This window comes from Bradyrhizobium sp. 4, from assembly GCF_023100905.1.
GTDB lineage: Bacteria > Pseudomonadota > Alphaproteobacteria > Rhizobiales > Xanthobacteraceae > Bradyrhizobium.
In genome coordinates this window covers 2,712,508-2,733,240 of the sequence record NZ_CP064686.1, presented here as the reverse complement: position 1 = coordinate 2,733,240, position 20,733 = coordinate 2,712,508, and the positions used below count along the sequence as shown (strand labels likewise).

Below are 20,733 nucleotides of genomic sequence, written 5' to 3'. Positions count from 1 at the left end.
AGTGCAGGACTGCCCAAGGAGTATGCAATCAACTTTTCCCGGCAACTAATCGACTGTGGCGCTCATTCCGGATTTGCCCTGCCCACGCCCTCACCCAATCATGGCAACCACAGCACATCCAACCGAATGAGGATGAGAATGGTCCGCCATCTTCCCACGCTCTCGATCGCGATGTCGGTGACGTCGCTGGCGCTTCTCCTCGCGCAGCCGGCCGCGGCGGAAACCGTCACGCTCGGCATCGGAACGCAGGATACCACGACCAACACGGTGACCGCCGGGGTCGTCATCCGCCAGCTCCATCTCCTCGAAAAATATCTGCCGAAGGACAGCAAATACGCCAACATCAAGTTCGAGCTGGAGTGGCAGAACTTCACCTCCGGCCCGCCCGTCACCAACGCGATGATGGCGAACAAGCTGCAGATCGGCATGATGGGCGACTATCCGCTGATCGTGAACGGCTTCACTTTCGACAGCAATCCGGAGAGCAAGAGCCGGCTGATCGGGATCGCCGCCTACAGCCTGTCGGGCTCCGGCAACGGCATCGTCGTTCACAAGGATTCGCCCTACTACGATCTCGCCGATCTCAGGGGCAAGCTCGTGAGCGTGCCGTTCGGCTCTGCCGCGCACGGCATGGTGCTGAAGGCGATGCAGGACCGCGGCTACGCGTCGGACTTCTTCCAGCTGGTCAGCCAAAGCCCGGAGGTCGGCTCGACCAATCTCCAGGAGAAGAAGATCGACGCTCATGCCGACTTCGTTCCGTTCGCCGAGTTGCTGCCGTTCCGCGGTTTTGCGCGAAAGATCTTCGACGGCGTCGAGACCAATCTCCCGACCTTCCACGGCATCGTGGTCCGCACCGATTTCGCCGAGAAATACCCTGAGGTCGTCGTCGCCTACTTCAAGGCCGTGATCGCCGCCAATCAATGGCTGCGAGACGATCCCAAGCTCGCCGCCGAGAAGATCCAGGAATGGACCGGCATCAGCAAGGAGGTCGTCTACATCTTCCTCGGCCCCAGCGGCAACATGACCACCGATCCCACGGTCAAGCCGGCGCTGATCGATGCCGCCACGGCCGACGTCAAGGTGCTGCAGAACCTCGGCCGGATGAAGGAGTTCGACCCGAAGAAATGGGTCGACGACAGCTACATCCGAAAAGCGTATGCCGAGATGAAGCTCGACTATGACGCGCAGCTTGCGAGCACCAAGAATTACGAGATCTCCGGCGACGATTCCTTCTGCAAGAAACCGATCTCCGATCCGCGCAAGGCCGGCGAGGTCTGGGTCGACGATTCAGGCATCCTGCCCTTCTCGTCAGCCAGCTGCACGCTCGGCGCCTATGCAGACTACAAGGCCAAGGGCAAGAAGATCAACGTCGCCTACGTCTTCGATACCACCCGCGGCATCAAGCTGTTCGCAGACCAGGCTTTCTTCGCGGTCGGCAATGGCGAGGTTGCGCCGTTCCTGCTGAAGAAGGATGCCGAAGCCTATGCCGCCAAGATCAGCGGCAAGGTGCTCGGCTTCGACGACGCGGTAAAGGCGGCGGTCAGCGGGGGCAAGACGTGAGCAGTCCCGCCCTCCTCAGACATTCCGAGGACAGCATGCCGGCAAGTGCAATCGCGGAGGCAAGCGCCATGCCCGCCTCCACGCCACCCGCGTCTCCACCCTCCTTCGGCACGCTCGCACTGCGCTGGTACCGGCTCAACCGGGGCGGGCTGCGCGCGACCGCGATCGGCATCATCTCGCTGCTCGCCTTTCTTCTGGTCTGGCATCTGCTGACGACCTATCGCGTCGTGTTCTTCGTGCGCTTCACCAACGTGCCTTCGCCGCTCGCGGTCTATGCGAGCTTCACCAAGGCGATCCACGATCCGAAATTCCTGCTGCACGTCCTCTTGAGCTGCCGGCGCATCTTCTTCGGCTTCTCGCTTGCGGCGATCGTCGCGGTGCCACTCGGCCTGATCATGGGCCGCTTCAAGCTGATCCACGAGATCATCTTCCCAGTCGCGGAGGTGCTGCGGCCGATCCCGGCGATTGCCTGGGTGCCGATGGCGATCATGCTGTGGCCGACCAACGAGCAGAGCATCGTCTACATCACGTTCCTCGGATCGTTCTTCCCGATCCTGGTCAACACGCTGCACGGCATGTCGCTGGTGGATCCCGTGCTGGTGCGTGCCGCGCAATGTCTCGGCGCGCGGGAGCGCTCGATCTTCCGCAATGTGTATTTTCCGGCCTCGCTCCCGCACATCTTCACCGGCCTGACCGTCGGCATGGGCGTGGCCTGGGTGTCGCTGATCGCCGCCGAGATGATCTCGGGGCAGTACGGCATCGGCTATTTCACCTGGGAGGCCTATTCGCTGGTTCAGTATGCCGACATCGCGCTCGGCATGATCGCGATCGGCGTGCTCGGCCTCGGATCGAGCATGTTGATCCGAGGCGCCGGACAATTGGTGATGCCGTGGAGGTCAAGATGAGTGAGATCGTTGTCAAGGCACCGCAGGGCCATATCGAGGTCAAGAACTTCTCCCTCAGCTACGACAGCATCGAGGGGCCGGTCGAAGCCGTCACCGATACGCAGATTCATGTGAAGCCTGGCGAGTTCGTCTCGATCGTCGGACCCTCCGGCTGCGGAAAGTCGACGCTGCTCAACGCGGTCGCCGGCTTCCTCAAGCCGACCACGGGCATCGTCACCGTCGACGGCGAGAAGGTGAACGGCCCGAGCGCGGAGCGCGGCATGGTGTTTCAGCAATATTCGCTGTTTCCCTGGAAGACCGTGCGGGAGAACGTCGAGTTCGGCCTGAAGATGCGCGGCATGCCACGCTCGCAGCGCGAGCGCGCCGCGCGCACGCTGCTGGGACTCGCGGGCCTCGAAGCCTTCGAAAAGCATTACCCCGAGAAACTCTCAGGTGGCATGAAGCAGCGCGTCGGCATCGTCCGGGCGCTCGCGACGGGACCCAAAGTGTTGCTGCTCGACGAACCCTTCGGCGCGCTCGACGCGCAGACCCGGGTCATCATGCAGCAGATCCTCACCAACATGTGGCAGCGGCTGAAGATCTCGGTGCTGTTCGTCACCCACGACATCGACGAGGCGATCTTCCTGTCCGATCGTGTCTACTGCATGACCGCACGCCCCGGCTCGATCAAGGCGGAGATTCCGATCCCGCTGGAGCGGCCGCGGCAGCAGTCGATGATGATGTCGTCGGAATTCCTGGCATTGCGTCGCGGACTGATGTCGCTGATCCGCGAGGAAAGCATCAAGGCGATGGGCGGCGAGCTCAACGACATGGGCATGCAGGGGCTGAATATCGAGCTGCACGGGCATTCACTCGCCGATGTGATTTAGCGATTTCTCGACCCTTACCCTCTTACTTCCCTTCTCCCCTTGCGCGAAGGAAGAAGAGTTCGCGGCTGCAGCCACCTTCACTTGAACCAGTGCACCAGTGCGATGCTGATGCCGAGCAGCAGCATCAGCGACAGCGTTACGGCCGCCGTCACCCGTCCTCCGACATTGGCTAGCACCTTTACATCGACGCCGAGGCCAAGCGCGGCCATCGATACCACCGTGAGAAAGCCCGTGATCCGCGTGATCGGCGCAACCACCGTGGACGGCACGATCTCGAGCGAGCGCAGGGTCGCCAGCGCAAGGAAGCCGAGGATGAACCACGGGACCAGGCGGAAAAAGCCGACACTGGTCTTCTTGGCGTCGCTGTGCCAGCGCGAGGCCGTCAGCGAGAGGCCGACGACGACCGGCCCGAGCATCAGCACCCGCATCAGCTTGACGAGCGTGCCGATCTGCGTCGAGACGAGCCCCGCCGGCACCGTCGCGGCCAGCACCTGCGGCACGGCATAGACGGTGAGGCCTGCGAGGATGCCGTATTGCGTGGCCGATAGCTGCAGCAGCGGGATCAGCAGCGGCAGGCCGAGCACCATCATCACGCCGAGGATGGCGGTGAAGGAGATCGAGGATGCGATCTCGTCATTGTTGGCGCCGATGATCGGCGCCACCGCGGCAATCGCCGAGTTGCCGCAGATCGAGTTGCCGCAGGCGATCAGGATCGAGAGCCGCGTCGAGAGACCAAGCAGGCGGCTGATGCCGAAGGAAACGCAGAGCGCGACCACAACGACGGCCGCGATCGAGGCCAACAGCGCGACGCCGGACGCCGCGATAGCAGCAAAGCTGATCGAGGCCCCAAGCAGCATGACGGCGACTTCGAGCAGCTGCTTGGCGCTGAAGGCGATGCCGGACTGCCAGCGCGGCGCGGGCTTCCAGAAGCTGCGCACGGCCATGCCGAGCAAGATCGCCATCACCAGCGCCTCGACATAGGGATGTTCGAAGACGCCCAATTCCGCCCGTTCGAGCAGGGCCGAAACCCCGGCCACGGCGATGCAGAGGAGGATCCCGGGAATCAGCGCTACAATGCGGCCAGTAGCCGTGGTCGGCTTGGCGTCGGCCGGGCTGGATGCTTGATTCTGCGACACAAATCTCTCCCCGAGGAGAAGGATTTATACGCAGCGCCATCCGATTGGGAAATAAGTTTTCGACATATCAGGGCTCAGGGAAGTTCTATCCTCAGCCCGGGATAATCCGGCTCGGAAGGTCAGGCGCGCCTTAGAAGATCAGGCTCTTGGCCAGCGAGGCGACGCGGCTGAAACCGTCATAGACGCCGGGTTCGAAGAAGGCTGCACGCGCCAGCACGATGCCGGCGACCAGCGACCAGAACAGGCCGGTGCCGACCCGCAGCAGCAGCTTTGACCCGCGCGAGCGCGGCTGGGTGTCCGTTGCGGACACCAATTGCTCGCCGAAAGGTTCAAACCTGGTGCGTTCCATGGCAGTCAATCCATCAATTTCTCGAGGAAATGTCGTCGTTTCGGCCCCAAACAGCAATGGAAGCGATTGGCTTTTTTGCCTCCCGAAGAGGAAACTCCTTCCGCCGGACGGACCCGGGGCAATAGTTTTCTTCTTCCGGCCTATTTGAGCACCGGCGCCACGGCGAGCGGGTAGCGCCGCGCGTATGAAAGGAATCTGCCAATGCCAAACCCCCGCGTGCGTATCTACACCGACTACAAGAGCCCCTACGCATTCGTGGCCAACAAGCGCCTGTTCGAACTCGAGGAGACGCACGGCGTCGAGCTCGAATGGCTGCCCTATACGCTGCGCGTTGCCGAATTCATGGGGACCGTGGAAGAGCGCACGCCGCATTTCTGGCGCAAGGTGCGCTACGCCTATATGGACGCTCGGCGCTATGCCAATGCGCGGGGGCTCGTCATGAAAGGGCCCCGGCGGATCTACGACGCGTTCTATTCCAGCGTCGGCATGCTGTTCGCCCAACAGCACGGCTTCTTCCGTCCGTATCACGACACGGTGTTTCGTCGGTTCTGGAGCCATGAGCTCGAGATCGACGATCTCGCCGCAATCACGGACGTCATCACGTCCTGCGGTGGCTCAGCCAGTGAGTTCAAAGCCTACATCCATGGCCCCGCCCGCGCCGAGCATGACCGCATCATTGACGAGGCCGAAGCGCTCGGCGTGTTCGGCGTGCCGACCATGGTATTCAACGGCGAGCTGTTCTGGGGCGGCGACCGCATCGACATGCTGATCGAACGCATCGAGAAGCCTGAGACGATCGAAGCCGCGCTCGGCAGCCGCCATCGCAAGCCGGTATGAGCGGCAACGCTAAGCCGCCAGCCCGCTCCCCACCGGAGCAAACTCCAGCCCGAGGCTCTCGGCCACCGCCTTGTTGGTGATGCGGCCGCGATGCACATTCAGCCCGTTGCGCAGATGTGGATTTTCCAGCACTGCAGCAAAACCCTTGTTCGCAAGCATCAAGCCGAACGGCAGCGTCGCGTTGTTCAGCGCCTGGCTCGACGTCACCGGCACCGCGCCGGGCATATTGGCCACGCAATAATGCACGATGCCGTCGACCAGATAGGTCGGATCGGCATGCGTGGTCGGGTGCGAGGTCTCGAAGCAGCCGCCCTGATCGATCGCGACGTCGACCAGCACGGCGCCCGGTCGCATCGATGTCAACATCGCACGCGTGACGAGCTTGGGCGCGCTCGCGCCCGGCACCAGCACCGCGCCGATCACGACGTCGGCAGCGAACACCTCCTCCTCAACTGATTCGATGGTGGAGAAGCGGGTGCGTACGCGCCCGGCAAAGAGATCATCAAGCTGCCGCAACTGAGGAATAGAGCGGTCGATCACGGTGATCTCCGCGCCAAGGCCCGCGGCCATGCGCGCGGCTTGCGTTCCCACTACGCCGCCGCCGAGCACGACGACCCGCGCCGGCTGCACGCCGGGAACGCCGCCCAGCAGCAGTCCGCGGCCCCCAGCCGAGCGCTTGAGCGCGGCGCCGGCGGCCTCGATGGCGAGGCGGCCGGCGACTTCGCTCATCGGCGCAAGCAGGGGTAGGTGACCGGCCGCGTCGGTGACGGTTTCATAGGCGATCGCAGTACAGCCGGAGGCGAGCAAACCCCTGGCCTGTTCGGGATCCGGCGCGAGATGGAGATAAGTGAACAGGATCTGGCTGTCGCGGAGTTGGGCCCACTCGCCTTTCTGGGGCTCCTTCACCTTCACGATCATGTCGGAGTTCGCGAAGATGTCGCGTGCGCTGTCGGCAATGATCGCCCCTGCCCGCCGGTAGACTTCGTCGGAGGCGCCGATGCCGCCACCCGCACCGGTCTCGACCGTCACCTCGTGCCCCGCCGCGACATATTCGCGGACTGCACCCGGGGTGAGCCCGACGCGATATTCCTGCACTTTGATTTCCTTGGGCACACCGACGCGCATCCCGGGCCTCCTTTTGATTCACCTCATGATCGTAGCGACCTGCCCGGTTTGGTTTCGTGCAAATATCCGCTAGCTTTGGCGTCCCTGCGCCGGTTTCCGGCGCGCAAACGCCCTTTCACGCTGGAAACGAAACTTTGGCCCTCGACCGGAAAGATCTCGCCATCCTCGCGGAACTCACGACCAATGCGCGGGCCAGCCACACCGAGCTCGCCAACAAGGTTGGGCTATCCAGCACCGCGCTCGCGCGGCGGCAGAAGGCACTTGAGGACGACGGCTACATCCAAGGCTATCAGGCCACGCTCGACCTCGCGCAATTCGGCCTCACCACCACGGTACTGGTCCGCATCGCGCTGGAAAGCCAGAGCGATGAGGCGTTGAAGGCGTTCGAGGCGGAGGTGGTGAAATGCCCGTCCGTCGTGCGCTGCTTCCTGATGTCGGGGACCGACGACTACATTTTGATCGTGCTCGCCCGCGACATCCAGGATTTCGAGCGCATCCACCGCATGGAGCTGTCGCGCCTGCCGCGCGTCGCGCGGGTCCAATCGAGCTTCGCGCTGCGCGAGGTCGTCAACCGCGCCGTGCCGAATGTGGTGTTCGGCGAAGCAAAGCGCTGACCGCAACCTCTCGGAAAGGCGAACTGCCTGCAAGGAACCAACCGGTCGGTGGTCCGTTGGGCGCTATTGGCCGGCGGAGGCGTGCCCCCGCGTCAACACGGCTGACGTCCGGCACGGTCGCCGTCGCAGGGAGCAGGACATGGGCGATGTCACGCATCAGATTTCCGAACGAATCCCGATCCATCTTGTCGTCAACGGCGTCAGTCACACGCTCGATCTCGTGCCATGGACCACGCTGCTCGACGCCTTGCGGGACCATCTTGCGCTGAGCGGCACCAAGAAGGGCTGCGACCATGGTCAGTGCGGCGCCTGCACTGTGCTGGTGGATGGCCGGCGCGTCAATTCGTGCCTCACGCTCGCCGTCATGAAGGACGGCGCGGAGATCACGACTGTCGAAGGTCTTGCCAAGGACGGCGCACTGCATCCCGTGCAACAGGCGTTTATCGACCATGACGCCTTCCAGTGCGGCTATTGCACGCCGGGACAGATATGTTCGGCGGCCGGACTGCTCGCCGAAGGCCGTGCCCGTGATTCCGACGAGATCCGGGAGCTGATGAGCGGAAACCTCTGCCGCTGTGGCGCCTATCCGAACATCGTCGCCGCCATCCAGCAGGCAATGGGCCAGCCATGAACAATTTCCAGTACGCCCGAGCCACTGATGTCGCCGACGCGATCCGCCTGCTCGCCGCCAATCCCGGCGCCAAGCTGATTGCCGGCGGCACCAATCTGATCGACCTGATGAAAGAGAATGTCGAGCGCCCCTCCCGGCTGATCGACATCTCCCGCCTGCCGCTCCGGGAGGTCCAGGAGACGACCGACGGGTCCTTGCGCATCGGCGCCCTGGTGCCGAACTCGGACCTCGCCTACCATCCCTTGATCGAGCAGCGCTATCCCCTGCTCGCCAGCGCGATCCTAGCCGGCGCGTCGGCGCAATTGCGCAACATGGCCTCCGTTGGTGGCAATCTGATGCAGCGAACGCGTTGCGCCTACTTCTATGACACGGCCACGCCCTGCAACAAGCGACATCCCGGCAGCGGCTGCTCGGCGATGGACGGGCTGAACCGCAACCATGCGATCCTGGGCACGAGCGCCGCCTGCATCGCGACCAATCCATCCGATATGAGCGTGGCGCTTGCCGCGTTGGACGGGCTCGTGCACGTCGCGGGTCCTTCCGGCGAACGCACCATCGCGCTGACCGATTTCCATCGGCTGCCCGGCGACAAGCCTCATGTCGATACCAATCTCGGCACCGGTGAGATCATCACGGCGATCGAGCTGCCGCCGCGCGGCTTTGCACAAAACTACAGCTACCTAAAAATTCGCGACCGGATGTCTTATGCTTTCGCTCTGGTCTCGGTCGCCGCCGCGCTCGAATTGGAGGGCAACGCGATCAGCGGGGCACGCCTGGCGCTCGGCGGCGTGGCGCACAAGCCCTGGCGCAGCCTCGAAGCCGAAGCGGCGTTGCGCGGCCAGGCCGCAACGCCCGATCACTTCTCGCACGCCGCGGATCTCTTGCTCCAGGGAGCAACGGCCCGCTCACATAACGGCTTCAAGGTCGAGCTCGCACGCCGCGCCATTGTGCGGACGCTCACACAGGCGGCGAACGCCACGCCGCAATCCCAGGCCCACAAGAAGATCGCGTGAGGACCCCATGAACGCTTATGTCGGAACGCCAACGTCGCGTGTCGACGGCCGCGCCAAGGTCACCGGCGCCGCCAAATACGCCGGCGAATTTCCGGCCGACAAGCTCCTCCATGGGTTCGTCGTCGAAGCTACCATTCCATGCGGGCGCATTGCCCGCCTCGACACCAATGCGGCGCTGCAGATCAAGGGTGTGCTCGACGTGCTCACGCATGCGAACCGTCCGTCGCTGGCCGATAAGGACGAGGCGTGGAAGGACGAGGTGGCGCCCGAGGAAGGCTCGCCTTTCCGTCCGCTTTATGATGACAAAATCAAGTTCAATGGCCAGCCGATCGCACTGGTCGTCGCGGAGGACTGGGAAACCGCGAAATTCGCCGCGACGCTCGTGCGGGTCGACTATGAGCAGCATGGTTTTGCGACCGACCTCGAAGGCGAGCGCGGCAACGCTGCCGAGAAGGACAAGCCGCATAAGCCGCGGGGCGACGCCGCAGCCGCCCTTGCGGGAGCTGATGTGCGCCATGTGGCGGACTACGTGATACCGACCGAGCATCACAACCCGATGGAGCTCTATGCGACCACGGCGGTCTGGGACAGCAATGGCAAGCTCACGATCTATGACAAGACGCAGGGCGTCCAGAACGTCCACAAATTTCTCTGCGGCGTGTTCCACAGGAAGCCGGAGGACATTCGGGTGATCTCGCCATACGTCGGCGGCGCCTTCGGTTCCGGCTTGCGGCCGCAATATCAGGTGGTGTTGGCAACGCTCGGCGCGCTCGCGCTGAAACGGTCCGTTCGCGTCGTGCTGACACGGCAGCAGATGTACGGGCTCGGCTACCGGCCAATGACCATCGAGCGCGTCGGGCTCGGCGCAAAGTCAGATGGTACGCTCGATGCGGTCACGCACGAGGCCATTGCCGTCACCTCGCGCTACGAGGATTTTGCCCGCAACGATACCGGCTGGGCCGAACAGCTCTACCGCAGCCCGAACAGCCGCTTGCCCCACAAGCTGGTCCACCTTGACGTCTCCACCCCCTGCGACATGCGCGCACCGGGCGCGGCGTCGGGCGTCTGCGCGCTCGAATGCGCGATGGACGAGCTTGCCGTCGCACTCAAGCTCGACCCGGTCGACCTGCGGCTGAAGTGCTACTCGGACCGCGACCAGAGCGAAAACCTGCCCTACACCAGCAAGCAGTTGCGGGCATGCTACGCGCGCGGCGCGGACGCCTTCGGCTGGAGCAGACGCAATCCTGCGCCGCGCTCGATGCGCGACGGCAGGGAGCTGGTCGGCTGGGGCATGGCCACTGGTGTGTGGGAAGCACTGCAAATGCCGGTCGCTGTCCGTATCGTGCTGACGTCGAACGGACATGCCGAGGTGTCATGCGCCGCATCCGACATCGGCACCGGCACCTACACGATCGTGGCGCAGGTCGCAGCCGATGCGCTCGGCCTGCCGATCGAGAACATCAGCGTCAGGCTCGCAGATTCCAGTCTGCCGCAGGCGCCTGTCGAGGGCGGCTCCTGGATGGCTGCCTCGAGCGCACATGCGGTGCTCGCAGCCGCCGAGGAGGTGCGCAAGGAACTGTTACGCCTGGCCGGGAAGATGCCAGGCTCGCCGCTCGCCGGCGCCGAGTTGGCCGATACAGTGCTGACCGACGGCAGCATTGCCAGGGCCAGCGACAACAGCCGCGCGGTCTCGATCGCCGACGCAATGCGCCATGGCGGGGTCGAACGCATCGAGAAGGAAAAGCTCAACCAGTTCGATGAGGACAAGAAGCACGCGCGCAACACCCATTCGGCCGTCTTCGCCGAGGTCAAGGTCGACGAAGAGCTAAATGTCGTTCGCGTGACGCGGGTCGTCAGCGCCGTCGCGGCCGGGCGGATTCTGAACACCAAGACTGGCCGCAGCCAGATCATGGGCGGCGTGGTCTGGGGAATCGGGATGGCCCTGCACGAGGAGACGGTGATGGATCACCGCTTCGGCCGGATCATGAATGCGAATATCGCCGAGTACCACATTCCGGTGAACGCAGATGTTCGCGACATCGACGTGATCTTCGTCGACGAGCCGGACGCGCACATCAACGCGCTCGGCATCAAGGGCATTGGCGAAATCGGCATTGTGGGCGTCCCGGCGGCGATCGCAAACGCCGTCTATCACGCCACCGGCAAACGCATCCGCCGCTTCCCGATCACACTGGACAAGCTGCTCGACTGAGACGGTGCAGCGGTCCCGCTTGGCGCCAGCGTGACCTCACGGCGCCCGGCCGCCAAGCCCCTCACGACGGAAAGTCAGCCGGTCTGACCTGGATGCGGTCGGCATGCAACGACCAGTGGTGCAACGCCTGGTCCGCGCAAAACCTTGCCTTCGCCCGCTCTCTGGCTTCGTCCTCGTCGGAAGCGTCGACCTCGAGCGTGCCTTGGCACACCTCGATCTGCCGGCCGTATTGGCCGAGCACGTCCTTCATGAACCTGACCACATAAGTTGACATGGGACCTCCTGCCTGCCCCGGCGGCGCTCACTCTAATCCCATTTAGCCGGATTGCGGGAGGGAGATTTTGACGCGGATCAAAGTCGGGCGCGATTCCCGCCCGCCGATCATTCGGTGGCGCGTAGCGCTAACCGGGACATTGGGCAGCAGGAGCATCGCACCCCGGAAGGACAAAGCGACCTCCGACTACCCCGGCGTCACACCAAACGCCTGCTTGAATCGCTCCGCATAGCGTGGCCAGACCTCGGGATTGATGATGCGCGGCGGGCGCTTGCCGTCGAGCGTATGCAGCACCTGCTCGGCGGCGATCCGACCCATATTCTGCCGTGCCTCGACCGTGACGCCCGCGGTATGCGGGCTCGCCAGCACGTTGTCGAGCTGGAGCAGCGGATGCTCCGGCGGCGGCGGCTCCTTGGACCAGACGTCGAGACCGGCGCCCGCAATGCGCTTCTCGCGCAACGCCTGGAGCAGCGCATCTTCATCGTGGATGAAGCCGCGCGCGGTGGTGACGAAATAAGCATGCGGCTGCATCAGCGCGAACTCGCGCACGCTGATCATGTTGCGGCTGCCCTTGTTGAGCGGACAGGAGATCGAGACGAAATCGGCGCGGCGCAGCAGCTCGTCAAGCTCGACCTTCTCGCCGCCCCGCTCGGCCATTACCTCGGCCGTGAGGTAAGGATCATAGGCCAGCACCTTCATGCCGAGCAGGCCCTGGCACAACGCGGCGATGCGCCGGCCGACATTGCCGAGGCCGATGATGCCGACCGTTTTGTGCTCGACCTCGTTGCCGACGAGCTCGTTGCGGTTGACGTTGGCCTCCCTGCGAAGCTTGCGGTCGGACTGGATGATGCGCTTGGACAACGTCAGCATCATCGCCAGCGCGTGCTCGGCGACGGAATGGGCATTGCCGCCGGACTGGTTGACGACCAGCACGCCCGCATCGGTGCACGCCTCGACGTCGACAGGATCGAATCCCGCGCCGTTGCTGGAGACCAGCAGCAGGTTCGGCGCGCGCTTCAGGAAGGCAGCATCGACATGGAAGTGCGGGGCCAGTTCGTCGCGGGCGGCGCCGATCTGGTAGACATGAGCCGCTTCGATGATCGGCGCGAAAAAGTCCTCGGGGCTCTCGTTCTCGATGCGATCGAGCCGGACGTCGGGCCGCGCCTTCAGGATGTCGATGTAGATCGAGTTGGCCAAATATTTGACGTAGAAGACGCGCTTGCTGTTGACGGACATCAGGACCCTTCCGGCTCTCTCCAGGAGATCCGCAGGGCCAGCGCTTCGCGCGCTCCTGTCATGCGTTCCTCCGTTCTCTTGTTATTGCCGCTTATGACACGGCGGCACCGGCCGCGGCAGGTCGTCTGGCGCAGATCACGGTGCAGCCCGGGCATGTTGACAATCCCGCTGCCTGCGTCAAGTTCGGCAGACCGCCGCGACGGCCAAGACGATGGCCACGACAAAGGCAAAACACCAAGAAGCATGCGCGGCCGAAGGGAGAACGCAATGGCGATTGCGGAGCAACAGACCTCGTCCGAGGCGGCGCAGACCTCCAGCGACAAGAGCTGGCACGGCATCGTCCTGCAAACCCTGAAGCGGAACGAGATCAGCCTCGTCCCTTACGTGCCCGACCGCGTGCTGACGCCGCTGATCAAGAACCTGCACGCCGATCCGTTCTTCACCACCTTTGCCACCGCCCGCGAGGAGGAGGCCGTCGGCATCGTCTCGGGCGCCTGGATGGGCGGACGGCGCGGTGCGGTGCTGATGCAGACCTCGGGCTTTGCGACGCTCGCCAACGTGCTGGCCTCGCTCGCGGTGCCCTACCAGATTCCGCTGATCATGTTCGTGTCCGAACGCGGCACGCTCGGCGAATTCAACTACGGCCAGTCACTGGTCTGCCGCACCATGCGTCCGGTGCTGGATTCTCTGGCGCTGGAGCATCACACCATCACCCGGCTCGACGAGCTCGAATTCATTGCCGACCGCTCGATCAAGCAGGCCATGACGACGCAGGCGCCGGTCGCGCTGATCCTCAACCCGCTGCTCACGGGCGGCAAGGTGTTCGACAAGTGAGGCCGGCTCAAATGAATACAGACGCGCGCAACACCAAAGTGATGAACCGCTTCGACGTCACCTCGCGCCTGATCGCGAAACTCGAGCACGAGGAAGCCGTGATCGGCGGCATCGGCAACACCAATTTCGACCTCTGGGCCGCCGGCCACCGTCCGCAGAATTTCTACATGCTCGGCAGCATGGGGCTCGCCTTCCCGATCGCGCTGGGCGTGGCGCTGGCGCAGCCGGACCGGCGCGTCTTCGCGCTCGAAGGCGACGGCTCGCTGCTGATGCAGCTCGGCGCGCTCTCGACGATTGCGGCGTTGAAGCCGAAGAACCTCACCATGATCGTAATGGACAACGGCATCTATCAGATCACCGGCGCGCAGCCGACACCGGCCGCGAACGTGGCTGACATCGTCGCCATCGCGACCGGCTCCGGGCTTACCAACAGCGCCTGGGCCGCGGACGAGGAGGATTTCGAGCGTCTGGTCGAAGAAGCCATGTCGGCCGGCGAGCCGAGCCTGATCGCCGTTCGTATCGATGACAAGTCTGGCGTCGGCGCCACCCGACGCGACCCCGTACAAATCCGGGAACGCTTCATGCACGGCCTGGGCGTGCGTGAGCCGCTTTAACGTTTTGTCATTAACTACACGGCGATCTGATCCCGGCCCCTCGGCAGGCTGCTGCAATCCATGCTAAGCGGTGCGGATGTCCATTTTGGTTCGCTCCTCTGCCTGGCTGCTTGCCGCCGCCGTCGCCTTTGCAACCCTCGGCCCGCCCGGCCTGCGGCCCCATTCCGACCTTGGCCAGGACGGTGAACACGCCCTCGCCTTCGTCCTGGTGGGACTAGCCTTCGGCCTCGCCTATCCGCGCCGCCGCCTGTCGGCTACAGCCATCGCTGTGGTGCTGATCGGCCTGCTCGAACTGATGCAATTCTGGGCACCGGGACGACATGCGCGGCTGGAGGACTTTCTGGTCGATGCCGGCACCACCTGCATCGGCTTCGCCCTCGCGACCGTCGCCGATTGGGCCTTGACGCGGTTTCGCGCAAATTCGGCCCTGACGAGCCAAGGCCCCGCGGAGTGATGCTCCGCAGGGCCCGCCTTTCAAAGCTCACGCTCCGATCGATCAGTCGATGATCTTGACGACGCGGCGCGTGCGCGGCTCCACGATCACGCGGCGATCGTTCACGACCGCATAGCGATACTCGGTGTAGTTCGGCACGGGCCGCAGCACCACGGTCGGCGGCAGGGGCTCGCCGACCACGACGCGCTCGTGAACCACGACGGAATCATCACGCGGAATTCCGCCCAGGATCGCGTTCGGAATTTCAAGGCCGGCGCCCACGGCTGCACCGACGGTACCACCGACCATCGCACCGACCGGACCGCCGATGTCGCCGCCCGCGCGTGCGCCGTTCCTGGCGCCCTCTTCGGTCGTCGACTGAGCAAAGGCTGCACTCGACGCCAGCAGCGACGCGGCAGCCAACGAAATCGCAAGACGGGTTTTCATGTGCTTATGTCTCCAGTGATTGTTGTGCGCCTTCAACCGCGGGGCCGGATCATTGTTCCGGTTCCCTCGCCCGATCTAGGCAGAACCACAACGGAGACTGTTACCCGGTAACAGTTCAGGCCGCGGCGATCTCGTGCCCCGCCATCAGTTCCAGCGCGCGCACCATCGCCGAATGGTCCCAGCCCTTGCCGCCATGCGCGGCGCAGGACGAGAACAGTTGCTGCGCCACTGCGGTGCTCGGCAGCGACAGGCCGAGCGCGCGGGCGCCTTCAAGCGCGAGGTTAAGATCCTTCTGGTGCAGCTCGATGCGGAAGCCGGGATCGAAATTGCGCTTCACCATGCGCTCGCCATGCACTTCGAGAATCCGCGAAGACGCAAAGCCGCCCATCAGGGCCTGCCGCACCAGCGCCGGATCCGCACCGGCTTTCGACGCGAACAGCAGCGCTTCGCTGACCGCCTCGATCGTCAACGCGACGATGATCTGGTTGGCGACCTTCGTGGTCTGGCCGTCGCCATTGGCGCCGACCCGGGTGACGTTCTTTCCCATCCTGTCGAAGATCGGCTTCATGGTGTTGAAGGCGCGCTCGGGGCCACCGACCATGATGGTGAGGCTTGCCGCCTTGGCACCGACCTCCCCGCCTGACACCGGTGCGTCGAGATAGTCCGCGCCGAGCGCCTCGATCTTCTTCGCAAACTCCTTGGTCGCCAGCGGCGAGATCGAGCTCATGTCGACCACGATCTCGCCCTTGGAAATGCCGCCCGCGACGCCGTCCTTGCCAAACAGCACGGCCTCCACCTGCGGGGTATCCGGCACCATGATGATGACCGCATCCGCCTCCTCCGCAACCTCCTTGCTTGACTTGCAGACAACGCCGCCGGCGGCGATCAGCTCGGGTGCGACCGGCCCGACATCGTGCAGGAGAACGCGATGGCCTGCGGCCAGAAGATGACCGGCCATCGGCCGTCCCATGGTGCCAAGTCCGATAAAGCCGATGTCGATCATGTCAAAGTTTCCTCAGGTCTCGAAAGTCTGCGCCGCGTGCCAGGACAGGCCGTCCAGCGTCGTGGTGCGCGGCTTGTATTCGCAACCGATCCAGCCGCGATACCCGATCGCGTCGAGATGGCGGAACAGGAAGGGATAGTTGATCTCGCCCGTGCCGGGCTCGTGGCGGCCGGGATTATCGGCGAGCTGGATGTGCGCGATCTGCGGGAGATATTCCTGCATGGTACGGGCGAGATCGCCCTCCATGATCTGCATGTGGTAGATATCGTACTGGATGAACAGATTGTTCGAGCGCACCTCGGAGATCAGCTGCACGGCCTGCTCGGTGCCGTTCAGGAAGAAGCCGGGAATGTCGAGCGTGTTGATCGGCTCGACCAGAAGCTTGATGTTCTCCCGCGCCAGGGTCGACGCCGCAAAGCGCAGATTCCCGACCAGCGTTTCGTTGAGCTCACGCGGATCGGCATCGACAGGCGCGATGCCGACGAGGCAATTGAGCTGCTCGCAATCGAGCGCCTTGGCATAGTCGATGGCGCGAAACACGCCGTCCCTGAACTCGCTGACACGATCCGGCAGGATCGCGATGCCGCGCTCGCTCGCGGCCCAATTGCCGGCCGGCAGATTGTGCAGCACCTGCGTCAGCCCAAGGCTGTCGAGCTGCTCGCGCAACTGCGCCTTCTCGAAATCATAGGGGAAGAGGTACTCAATCCCGGAAAAGCCCGCCGCTTTGGCCGCGGCGAAACGGTCCATGAACGGCATCTCGTTGAAGAGCATGGTGAGGTTGGCGGCGAATTTCGGCATGATGCTGGTCCCCTATTCCGCCGGCTGCAGCACGCCCGGCCGCGCGGTCGCCACCTCGTCGAGCGGCAGGTCCAGCACCTCCTCGAACTCGACGACGTTGTCGATTTCCGTGCCCATCGCGATGTTGGTGACGCGCTCGAGAATGAACTCGACCATCACAGGCACGCGGTACTTCGCCATCCATTCGCGTGCGGTGGCGAACGCGGCCTGCGCGTCCTTGGGATCGGTGACGCGGATCGCCTTGCAGCCGAGCCCTTCGGCGACGGCGACGTGATCGACGCCGTAGCCGCCGAGCTCGGGCGCGTTGATGTTCTCAAAGGAGAGCTGGACGTGATAGTCCATGTCGAAGCCGCGCTGGGCCTGGCGGATCAGGCCGAGATAGGAATTGTTCACGACGACGTGGATGTAGGGCAGGTTGAACTGCGCCCCGACCGCGAGCTCCTCGATCAGGAACTGGAAGTCGTAGTCGCCCGAGAGCGCGACGATATCGCGATCCGGGCACGCCGCGCGCACGCCGAGCGCCGCAGGTAGGGTCCAGCCGAGCGGCCCCGCCTGCCCGGCATTGATCCAGTTGCGCGGCTTGTAGACACCCAGGAACTGCGCACCGGCGATTTGCGAAAGGCCGATCACGGTGACGTAGCAGGTGTCGCGGCCAAACGCCTTGGTCATCTCCTCGTAGACGCGCTGGGGCTTGATCGGGACGTTGTCGAAATGGCTCTTGCGCAACATCGTCTTCTTGCGGTCCCGGCAGGAAGCGGGCCACGCCTGGCGCTCGCGCAACCTGCCTGAGCGGCGCCACTCCCTGGCGACGGCGACGAACAGTTCGAGCGCCGCCTTCGCGTCCGAGACGATGCCGAGGTCGGGATTGAACACGCGCCCGATCTGGGTCGGCTCGATATCCACGTGCACGAAGGTGCGACCCTTGGTGTAGGTCTCGACCGAGCCGGTGTGGCGGTTTGCCCAGCGGTTGCCGATGCCGAGCACAAAATCGGATTCGAGCATGGTGGCATTGCCGTAACGATGGCTGGTCTGAAGACCGACCATGCCGGCCATCAGCACGTGGTCGTCGGGGATGGCCCCCCACCCCATCAGCGTCGGCACGACCGGCACATTGGCGATCTCGGCGAATTCCACCAGCAAATCCGAGGCGTCGGCGTTGATCACGCCGCCACCCGCGACGATCAGCGGACGTTCGGCCGCGTTGAGCATCTCCAGCGCCTTCTCGACCTGCTTGCGGGTCGCGGTCGGCTTGTAGACGGGCAGTGGCTCATAGGTCTCGTCGTCGAACTCGATTTCGGCGAGCTGCACGTCGAGCGGCATGTCGATCAGGACCGGGCCGGGCCTTCCCGAGCGCATCACGTGAAACGCCTGGCTGAACACGCGGGGCACCAGCGCCGGCTCGCGCACCGTCACCGCCCATTTGGTCACGGGCTTTGCGATCGACTCGATATCGACGGCCTGGAAATCCTCCTTGTAGAGCCGCGCGCGCGGCGCCTGCCCGGTGATGCAGAGGATCGGGATGGAATCGGCGATCGCCGAATAGAGCCCGGTGATCATGTCGGTCCCGGCCGGCCCCGAGGTTCCGATGCAGACGCCGATATTGCCTGCCTTGGCCCGCGTATAGCCCTCGGCCATGTGCGAGGCGCCTTCGACATGCCGCGCCAGGATATGGCGGATCGAGCCGCGCTTCTTCAGCGCTGAGTAAAGCGGATTGATCGCCGCCCCGGGAACGCCAAAGGCAGTCGAGATACCTTCCTTCTCCAGAATTCGCACGGCAGCATCGATGGCTCGCATCTTCGCCATATCGGACCTCGCTTGAGTTGCATTGGCTCGAGCGAGATCATCGGGCCCGCGAGGGCTTCACTCAACGAGATCGATTTTATTTTCCACGATGCGGCAGCCGCGGAAAAATCGCGGTAGCTTCAGTCAGTTAGATCGAGACACGCGTGAAAGCGCTCACTCGAACAGCGGCGCCAGCTGCATCTGCGGCACCAGCACGAGACCCTTGTCGGTGATACGAATTTCCGGAATGACCGATAGCGGAATCAAATTGAAGCCCATGTAGGGGATGGTGCAGCCAGCTTCCGCCCATTCCTTCTTCAGCACTTTGACCTCTTCCGCCACCTCCGTGACGCGTTTGTCGGACAAGAGCCCAGCGATCGGCAACGGCACCAGCGCCCTCACCTTTCCGTCAGCGACGAGGCAGACGGCGCCCTGTTGCTCCTTGATGGCGGCGACCGCGACCTGCATGTCAGCCTCGTTGGTGCCGGCAACGATGATGTTGTGGCTGTCGTGCCCGACGCTGGAGGCGACCGCGCCGCGCTTCAGGCCAAAGTCCTTCAACAGGCCATAGGCGACATTGCCGGCCGATTTGCCATGGCGCTCGACCACCGTGACAAAGCACAGGCCGTAGCGCGCAAACAGCGTCGGCCAGTCCTTTGCGGGCTCGATCGCGATCTTCTCATGGATCAGCGTGATGCCGGGCAACGCGGTCTTGATGGCATTGACGGTGCAGGCCTTCGCCGGCAGCTTCGGCGTCAGCTTCAGCTTCTCCGGCAGCTTCACAGTCGCGTAGGCCGCCTGCGGGTATTGATATCGCTGCGACAATGCCTGATCGAGCCGCGGCGTGATCTTGCGGTTCTCGACCACCAGCTCGCCGCCGTACCAGGTGCATTGCGGCTTCAGATTGTCGTGCATCAGCACCAGATCGGCACGGCGGCCGCCGCCGAGCCCGCCGATATCGCTGTCCATGTTGAAGCGCGTGGCGCCATGCAGCGATCCCATCGACCAAGCCTGCTCCGGCGACATTCCCGCCTTCACGGCTTCGCGCACCACCCAATCGAGCCCAAACAGCAGGAGATCGTCGGCGTCGCGATCGTCGGTGCATACTGCGGTGCGCTTATGCGAGGCCCCGAGCTCGGTGATGGTCCGGATCGCCTGCGGCAGCGAGTGCCAGGGTGTGGTCGGCGGTCCTCCGCGCAGGAACACCCAGACGCCGGCATCGAGCAAATCGTCGGCGATGTCGCGGTCGATCGCCTCGTGCGTATCGGTGACGCCGCTCGCCGCATAGGCCGCAACGAACTCGCGGCCATAAACATGACCGGACACCGGGCGCCCGCGCTTCAGGGCGGCGGCGAGGATGGCGTGGCTTCGCTCGTCCCCCATGGTGACAGGCACAAAGTCCATCTTCTCGCCGAGCGCGACCGCTTCCGGCCAACGGTCGAACAGGCCGGCGATCTTGTCGGGCGTGAGGTCGCCACCCGCGGTCTCGAGTGCGGCTGAGGTGGCCGGCACCGTGCTTGGCACGGTCAAAAAGATCGACAACGGCGCCTCGCGCGCGTCCTCCAGCATCGCCTCGACGCCGGCGACGTCCATGACGTTGCCGATCTCGTGGCTGTCGCAGAAGATCGTGGTGGTGCCGTTGAGCAGGGCGGCTTCGGCATAGGCGCAGGCCGTCACCATCGAGGATTCGATGTGGATGTGCGGATCAACTAGGCCCGGCGCGATAATGCCGCCAGCGGCATCGTAGGTCGTGACGCCGCTCCAGGCCTTCTTGGCCGTTCCAGCCGGCTTCACCGCCGCAATGCGGCCGCCGGTGATCCAGACCTCACGTCCCTGATGGATGCGCTCCGAATAGGTCGAGAGCACGCGCGCGCCGGTGACGACGAGATCCGGCGCGACACGGGCCGAGGCCACATCGGCGAGACGCCGGGTCATCGAATGCAACGGTGCGACGGCGAAGCGGGTAAGTCTGGTCATCAGGACCCTCGCGTGGCGTTATGGCCCTGCGATGGTTACGCTCCGCGCCCGACCGGGCAAGCGCAAATATAACGGCACGCCCTG

General features: G+C 64.2%; 21 protein-coding genes. 11 read left to right on the top strand and 10 right to left on the bottom strand.

All coding sequences use genetic code 11. The features are described from left to right. Positions 1–138: 138 nt before the first annotated feature. From IVB45_RS12525 to IVB45_RS12515, 3 genes are all read left to right on the top strand, one after another. The gene (locus IVB45_RS12525; RefSeq protein WP_247359808.1) at positions 139–1,560 is read left to right on the top strand and encodes an ABC transporter substrate-binding protein; all 1,422 of its coding nucleotides are present in this window, start codon (positions 139–141) and stop codon (positions 1,558–1,560) included. 68 nt (positions 1,561–1,628) lie between these two features. Beyond that, entirely contained in the window at positions 1,629–2,465 is an 837-nt protein-coding gene (locus IVB45_RS12520) for an ABC transporter permease (protein WP_247359809.1), read from the top strand. Next, the gene (locus IVB45_RS12515) at positions 2,462–3,334 is read left to right on the top strand and encodes an ABC transporter ATP-binding protein (RefSeq protein ID WP_027517023.1); all 873 of its coding nucleotides are present in this window, start codon (positions 2,462–2,464) and stop codon (positions 3,332–3,334) included. Before IVB45_RS12520 ends, IVB45_RS12515 begins: the two co-directional genes overlap by 4 nt. 77 nt (positions 3,335–3,411) lie before the next feature. On the opposite strand, the gene IVB45_RS12510 is transcribed toward IVB45_RS12515, so the two are convergent. Both IVB45_RS12510 and IVB45_RS12505 read right to left on the bottom strand, forming a co-directional pair. Further along, positions 3,412–4,470, bottom strand: a complete 1,059-nt coding sequence (locus tag IVB45_RS12510) for a putative sulfate exporter family transporter (protein WP_247359810.1) — start codon at positions 4,468–4,470, stop codon at positions 3,412–3,414. 130 nt (positions 4,471–4,600) lie between these two features. Beyond that, the gene (locus IVB45_RS12505) at positions 4,601–4,819 is read right to left on the bottom strand and encodes a hypothetical protein (RefSeq protein WP_007593267.1); all 219 of its coding nucleotides are present in this window, start codon (positions 4,817–4,819) and stop codon (positions 4,601–4,603) included. A 201-nt stretch (positions 4,820–5,020) separates the two neighbouring features. On the opposite strand from IVB45_RS12505, the gene IVB45_RS12500 reads away from it, so the two are divergent. Then, entirely contained in the window at positions 5,021–5,656 is a 636-nt protein-coding gene (locus IVB45_RS12500) for a DsbA family protein (protein ID WP_247359811.1), read from the top strand. A 9-nt stretch (positions 5,657–5,665) separates the two neighbouring features. Here the strand turns inward: IVB45_RS12500 and ald are convergent, their stop codons facing one another. Beyond that, positions 5,666–6,781, bottom strand: coding sequence for an alanine dehydrogenase (gene ald / locus IVB45_RS12495; RefSeq protein ID WP_247359812.1), 1,116 nt, complete (start codon positions 6,779–6,781; stop codon positions 5,666–5,668). A 134-nt stretch (positions 6,782–6,915) separates the two neighbouring features. On the opposite strand from ald, the gene IVB45_RS12490 reads away from it, so the two are divergent. The 4 genes from IVB45_RS12490 to IVB45_RS12475 all read left to right on the top strand — a co-directional run bounded on the left by IVB45_RS12490 (position 6,916) and on the right by IVB45_RS12475 (position 11,251). Further along, positions 6,916–7,395, top strand: a complete 480-nt coding sequence (locus IVB45_RS12490) for an Lrp/AsnC family transcriptional regulator (protein ID WP_027569165.1) — start codon at positions 6,916–6,918, stop codon at positions 7,393–7,395. A 139-nt stretch (positions 7,396–7,534) separates the two neighbouring features. After that, positions 7,535–8,026 (top strand): (2Fe-2S)-binding protein, encoded by a 492-nt coding sequence (locus tag IVB45_RS12485; protein ID WP_247359813.1) that lies wholly within the window; start codon positions 7,535–7,537, stop codon positions 8,024–8,026. Continuing rightward, positions 8,023–9,039, top strand: a complete 1,017-nt coding sequence (locus IVB45_RS12480; RefSeq protein ID WP_247359814.1) for a xanthine dehydrogenase family protein subunit M — start codon at positions 8,023–8,025, stop codon at positions 9,037–9,039. The genes IVB45_RS12485 and IVB45_RS12480 overlap by 4 nt, the downstream gene beginning before the upstream one ends. 7 nt (positions 9,040–9,046) lie before the next feature. Beyond that, positions 9,047–11,251 (top strand): xanthine dehydrogenase family protein molybdopterin-binding subunit, encoded by a 2,205-nt coding sequence (locus IVB45_RS12475; RefSeq protein ID WP_247359815.1) that lies wholly within the window; start codon positions 9,047–9,049, stop codon positions 11,249–11,251. A 61-nt stretch (positions 11,252–11,312) separates the two neighbouring features. Here the strand turns inward: IVB45_RS12475 and IVB45_RS12470 are convergent, their stop codons facing one another. Together IVB45_RS12470 and IVB45_RS12465 are read right to left on the bottom strand one after the other, a co-directional pair. Further along, complete coding sequence (locus tag IVB45_RS12470; protein WP_027569161.1) at positions 11,313–11,525, bottom strand: hypothetical protein; 213 nt, start codon at positions 11,523–11,525, stop codon at positions 11,313–11,315. A gap of 186 nt (positions 11,526–11,711) precedes the next feature. Continuing rightward, a complete protein-coding gene (locus IVB45_RS12465) occupies positions 11,712–12,761 on the bottom strand; it encodes a hydroxyacid dehydrogenase (protein WP_247359816.1) in 1,050 nt (349 codons plus the stop codon). Between the two features lie 267 nt (positions 12,762–13,028). Here IVB45_RS12465 and IVB45_RS12460 point away from each other — a divergent pair, with 267 nt between their 5' ends. From IVB45_RS12460 to IVB45_RS12450, 3 genes are all read left to right on the top strand, one after another. Next, positions 13,029–13,595 carry a thiamine pyrophosphate-binding protein gene (locus tag IVB45_RS12460; protein ID WP_247359817.1) on the top strand — a complete coding sequence of 189 codons (567 nt, stop codon included), beginning with the start codon at positions 13,029–13,031 and terminating at the stop codon, positions 13,593–13,595. A gap of 11 nt (positions 13,596–13,606) precedes the next feature. Beyond that, the gene (locus IVB45_RS12455; protein ID WP_247288888.1) at positions 13,607–14,209 is read left to right on the top strand and encodes a thiamine pyrophosphate-dependent enzyme; all 603 of its coding nucleotides are present in this window, start codon (positions 13,607–13,609) and stop codon (positions 14,207–14,209) included. 76 nt (positions 14,210–14,285) lie between these two features. Further along, entirely contained in the window at positions 14,286–14,663 is a 378-nt protein-coding gene (locus tag IVB45_RS12450) for a VanZ family protein (RefSeq protein WP_247288887.1), read from the top strand. 42 nt (positions 14,664–14,705) lie between these two features. On the opposite strand, the gene IVB45_RS12445 is transcribed toward IVB45_RS12450, so the two are convergent. The 5 genes from IVB45_RS12445 to IVB45_RS12425 form a co-directional block, all read right to left on the bottom strand. Further along, complete coding sequence (locus IVB45_RS12445) at positions 14,706–15,089, bottom strand: DUF1236 domain-containing protein (RefSeq protein WP_007593296.1); 384 nt, start codon at positions 15,087–15,089, stop codon at positions 14,706–14,708. A 115-nt stretch (positions 15,090–15,204) separates the two neighbouring features. Further along, complete coding sequence (locus tag IVB45_RS12440; RefSeq protein ID WP_247288886.1) at positions 15,205–16,092, bottom strand: 2-hydroxy-3-oxopropionate reductase; 888 nt, start codon at positions 16,090–16,092, stop codon at positions 15,205–15,207. 12 nt (positions 16,093–16,104) lie between these two features. Further along, positions 16,105–16,890 (bottom strand): hydroxypyruvate isomerase, encoded by a 786-nt coding sequence (hyi, locus tag IVB45_RS12435; protein ID WP_247359818.1) that lies wholly within the window; start codon positions 16,888–16,890, stop codon positions 16,105–16,107. Positions 16,891–16,902: 12 nt separating this feature from the next. Beyond that, entirely contained in the window at positions 16,903–18,693 is a 1,791-nt protein-coding gene (gcl, locus tag IVB45_RS12430; RefSeq protein WP_247359819.1) for a glyoxylate carboligase, read from the bottom strand. A 153-nt stretch (positions 18,694–18,846) separates the two neighbouring features. Next, positions 18,847–20,649 (bottom strand): adenine deaminase C-terminal domain-containing protein, encoded by a 1,803-nt coding sequence (locus tag IVB45_RS12425; protein WP_247359820.1) that lies wholly within the window; start codon positions 20,647–20,649, stop codon positions 18,847–18,849. Between the last annotated feature and the right edge of the window lie 84 nt (positions 20,650–20,733).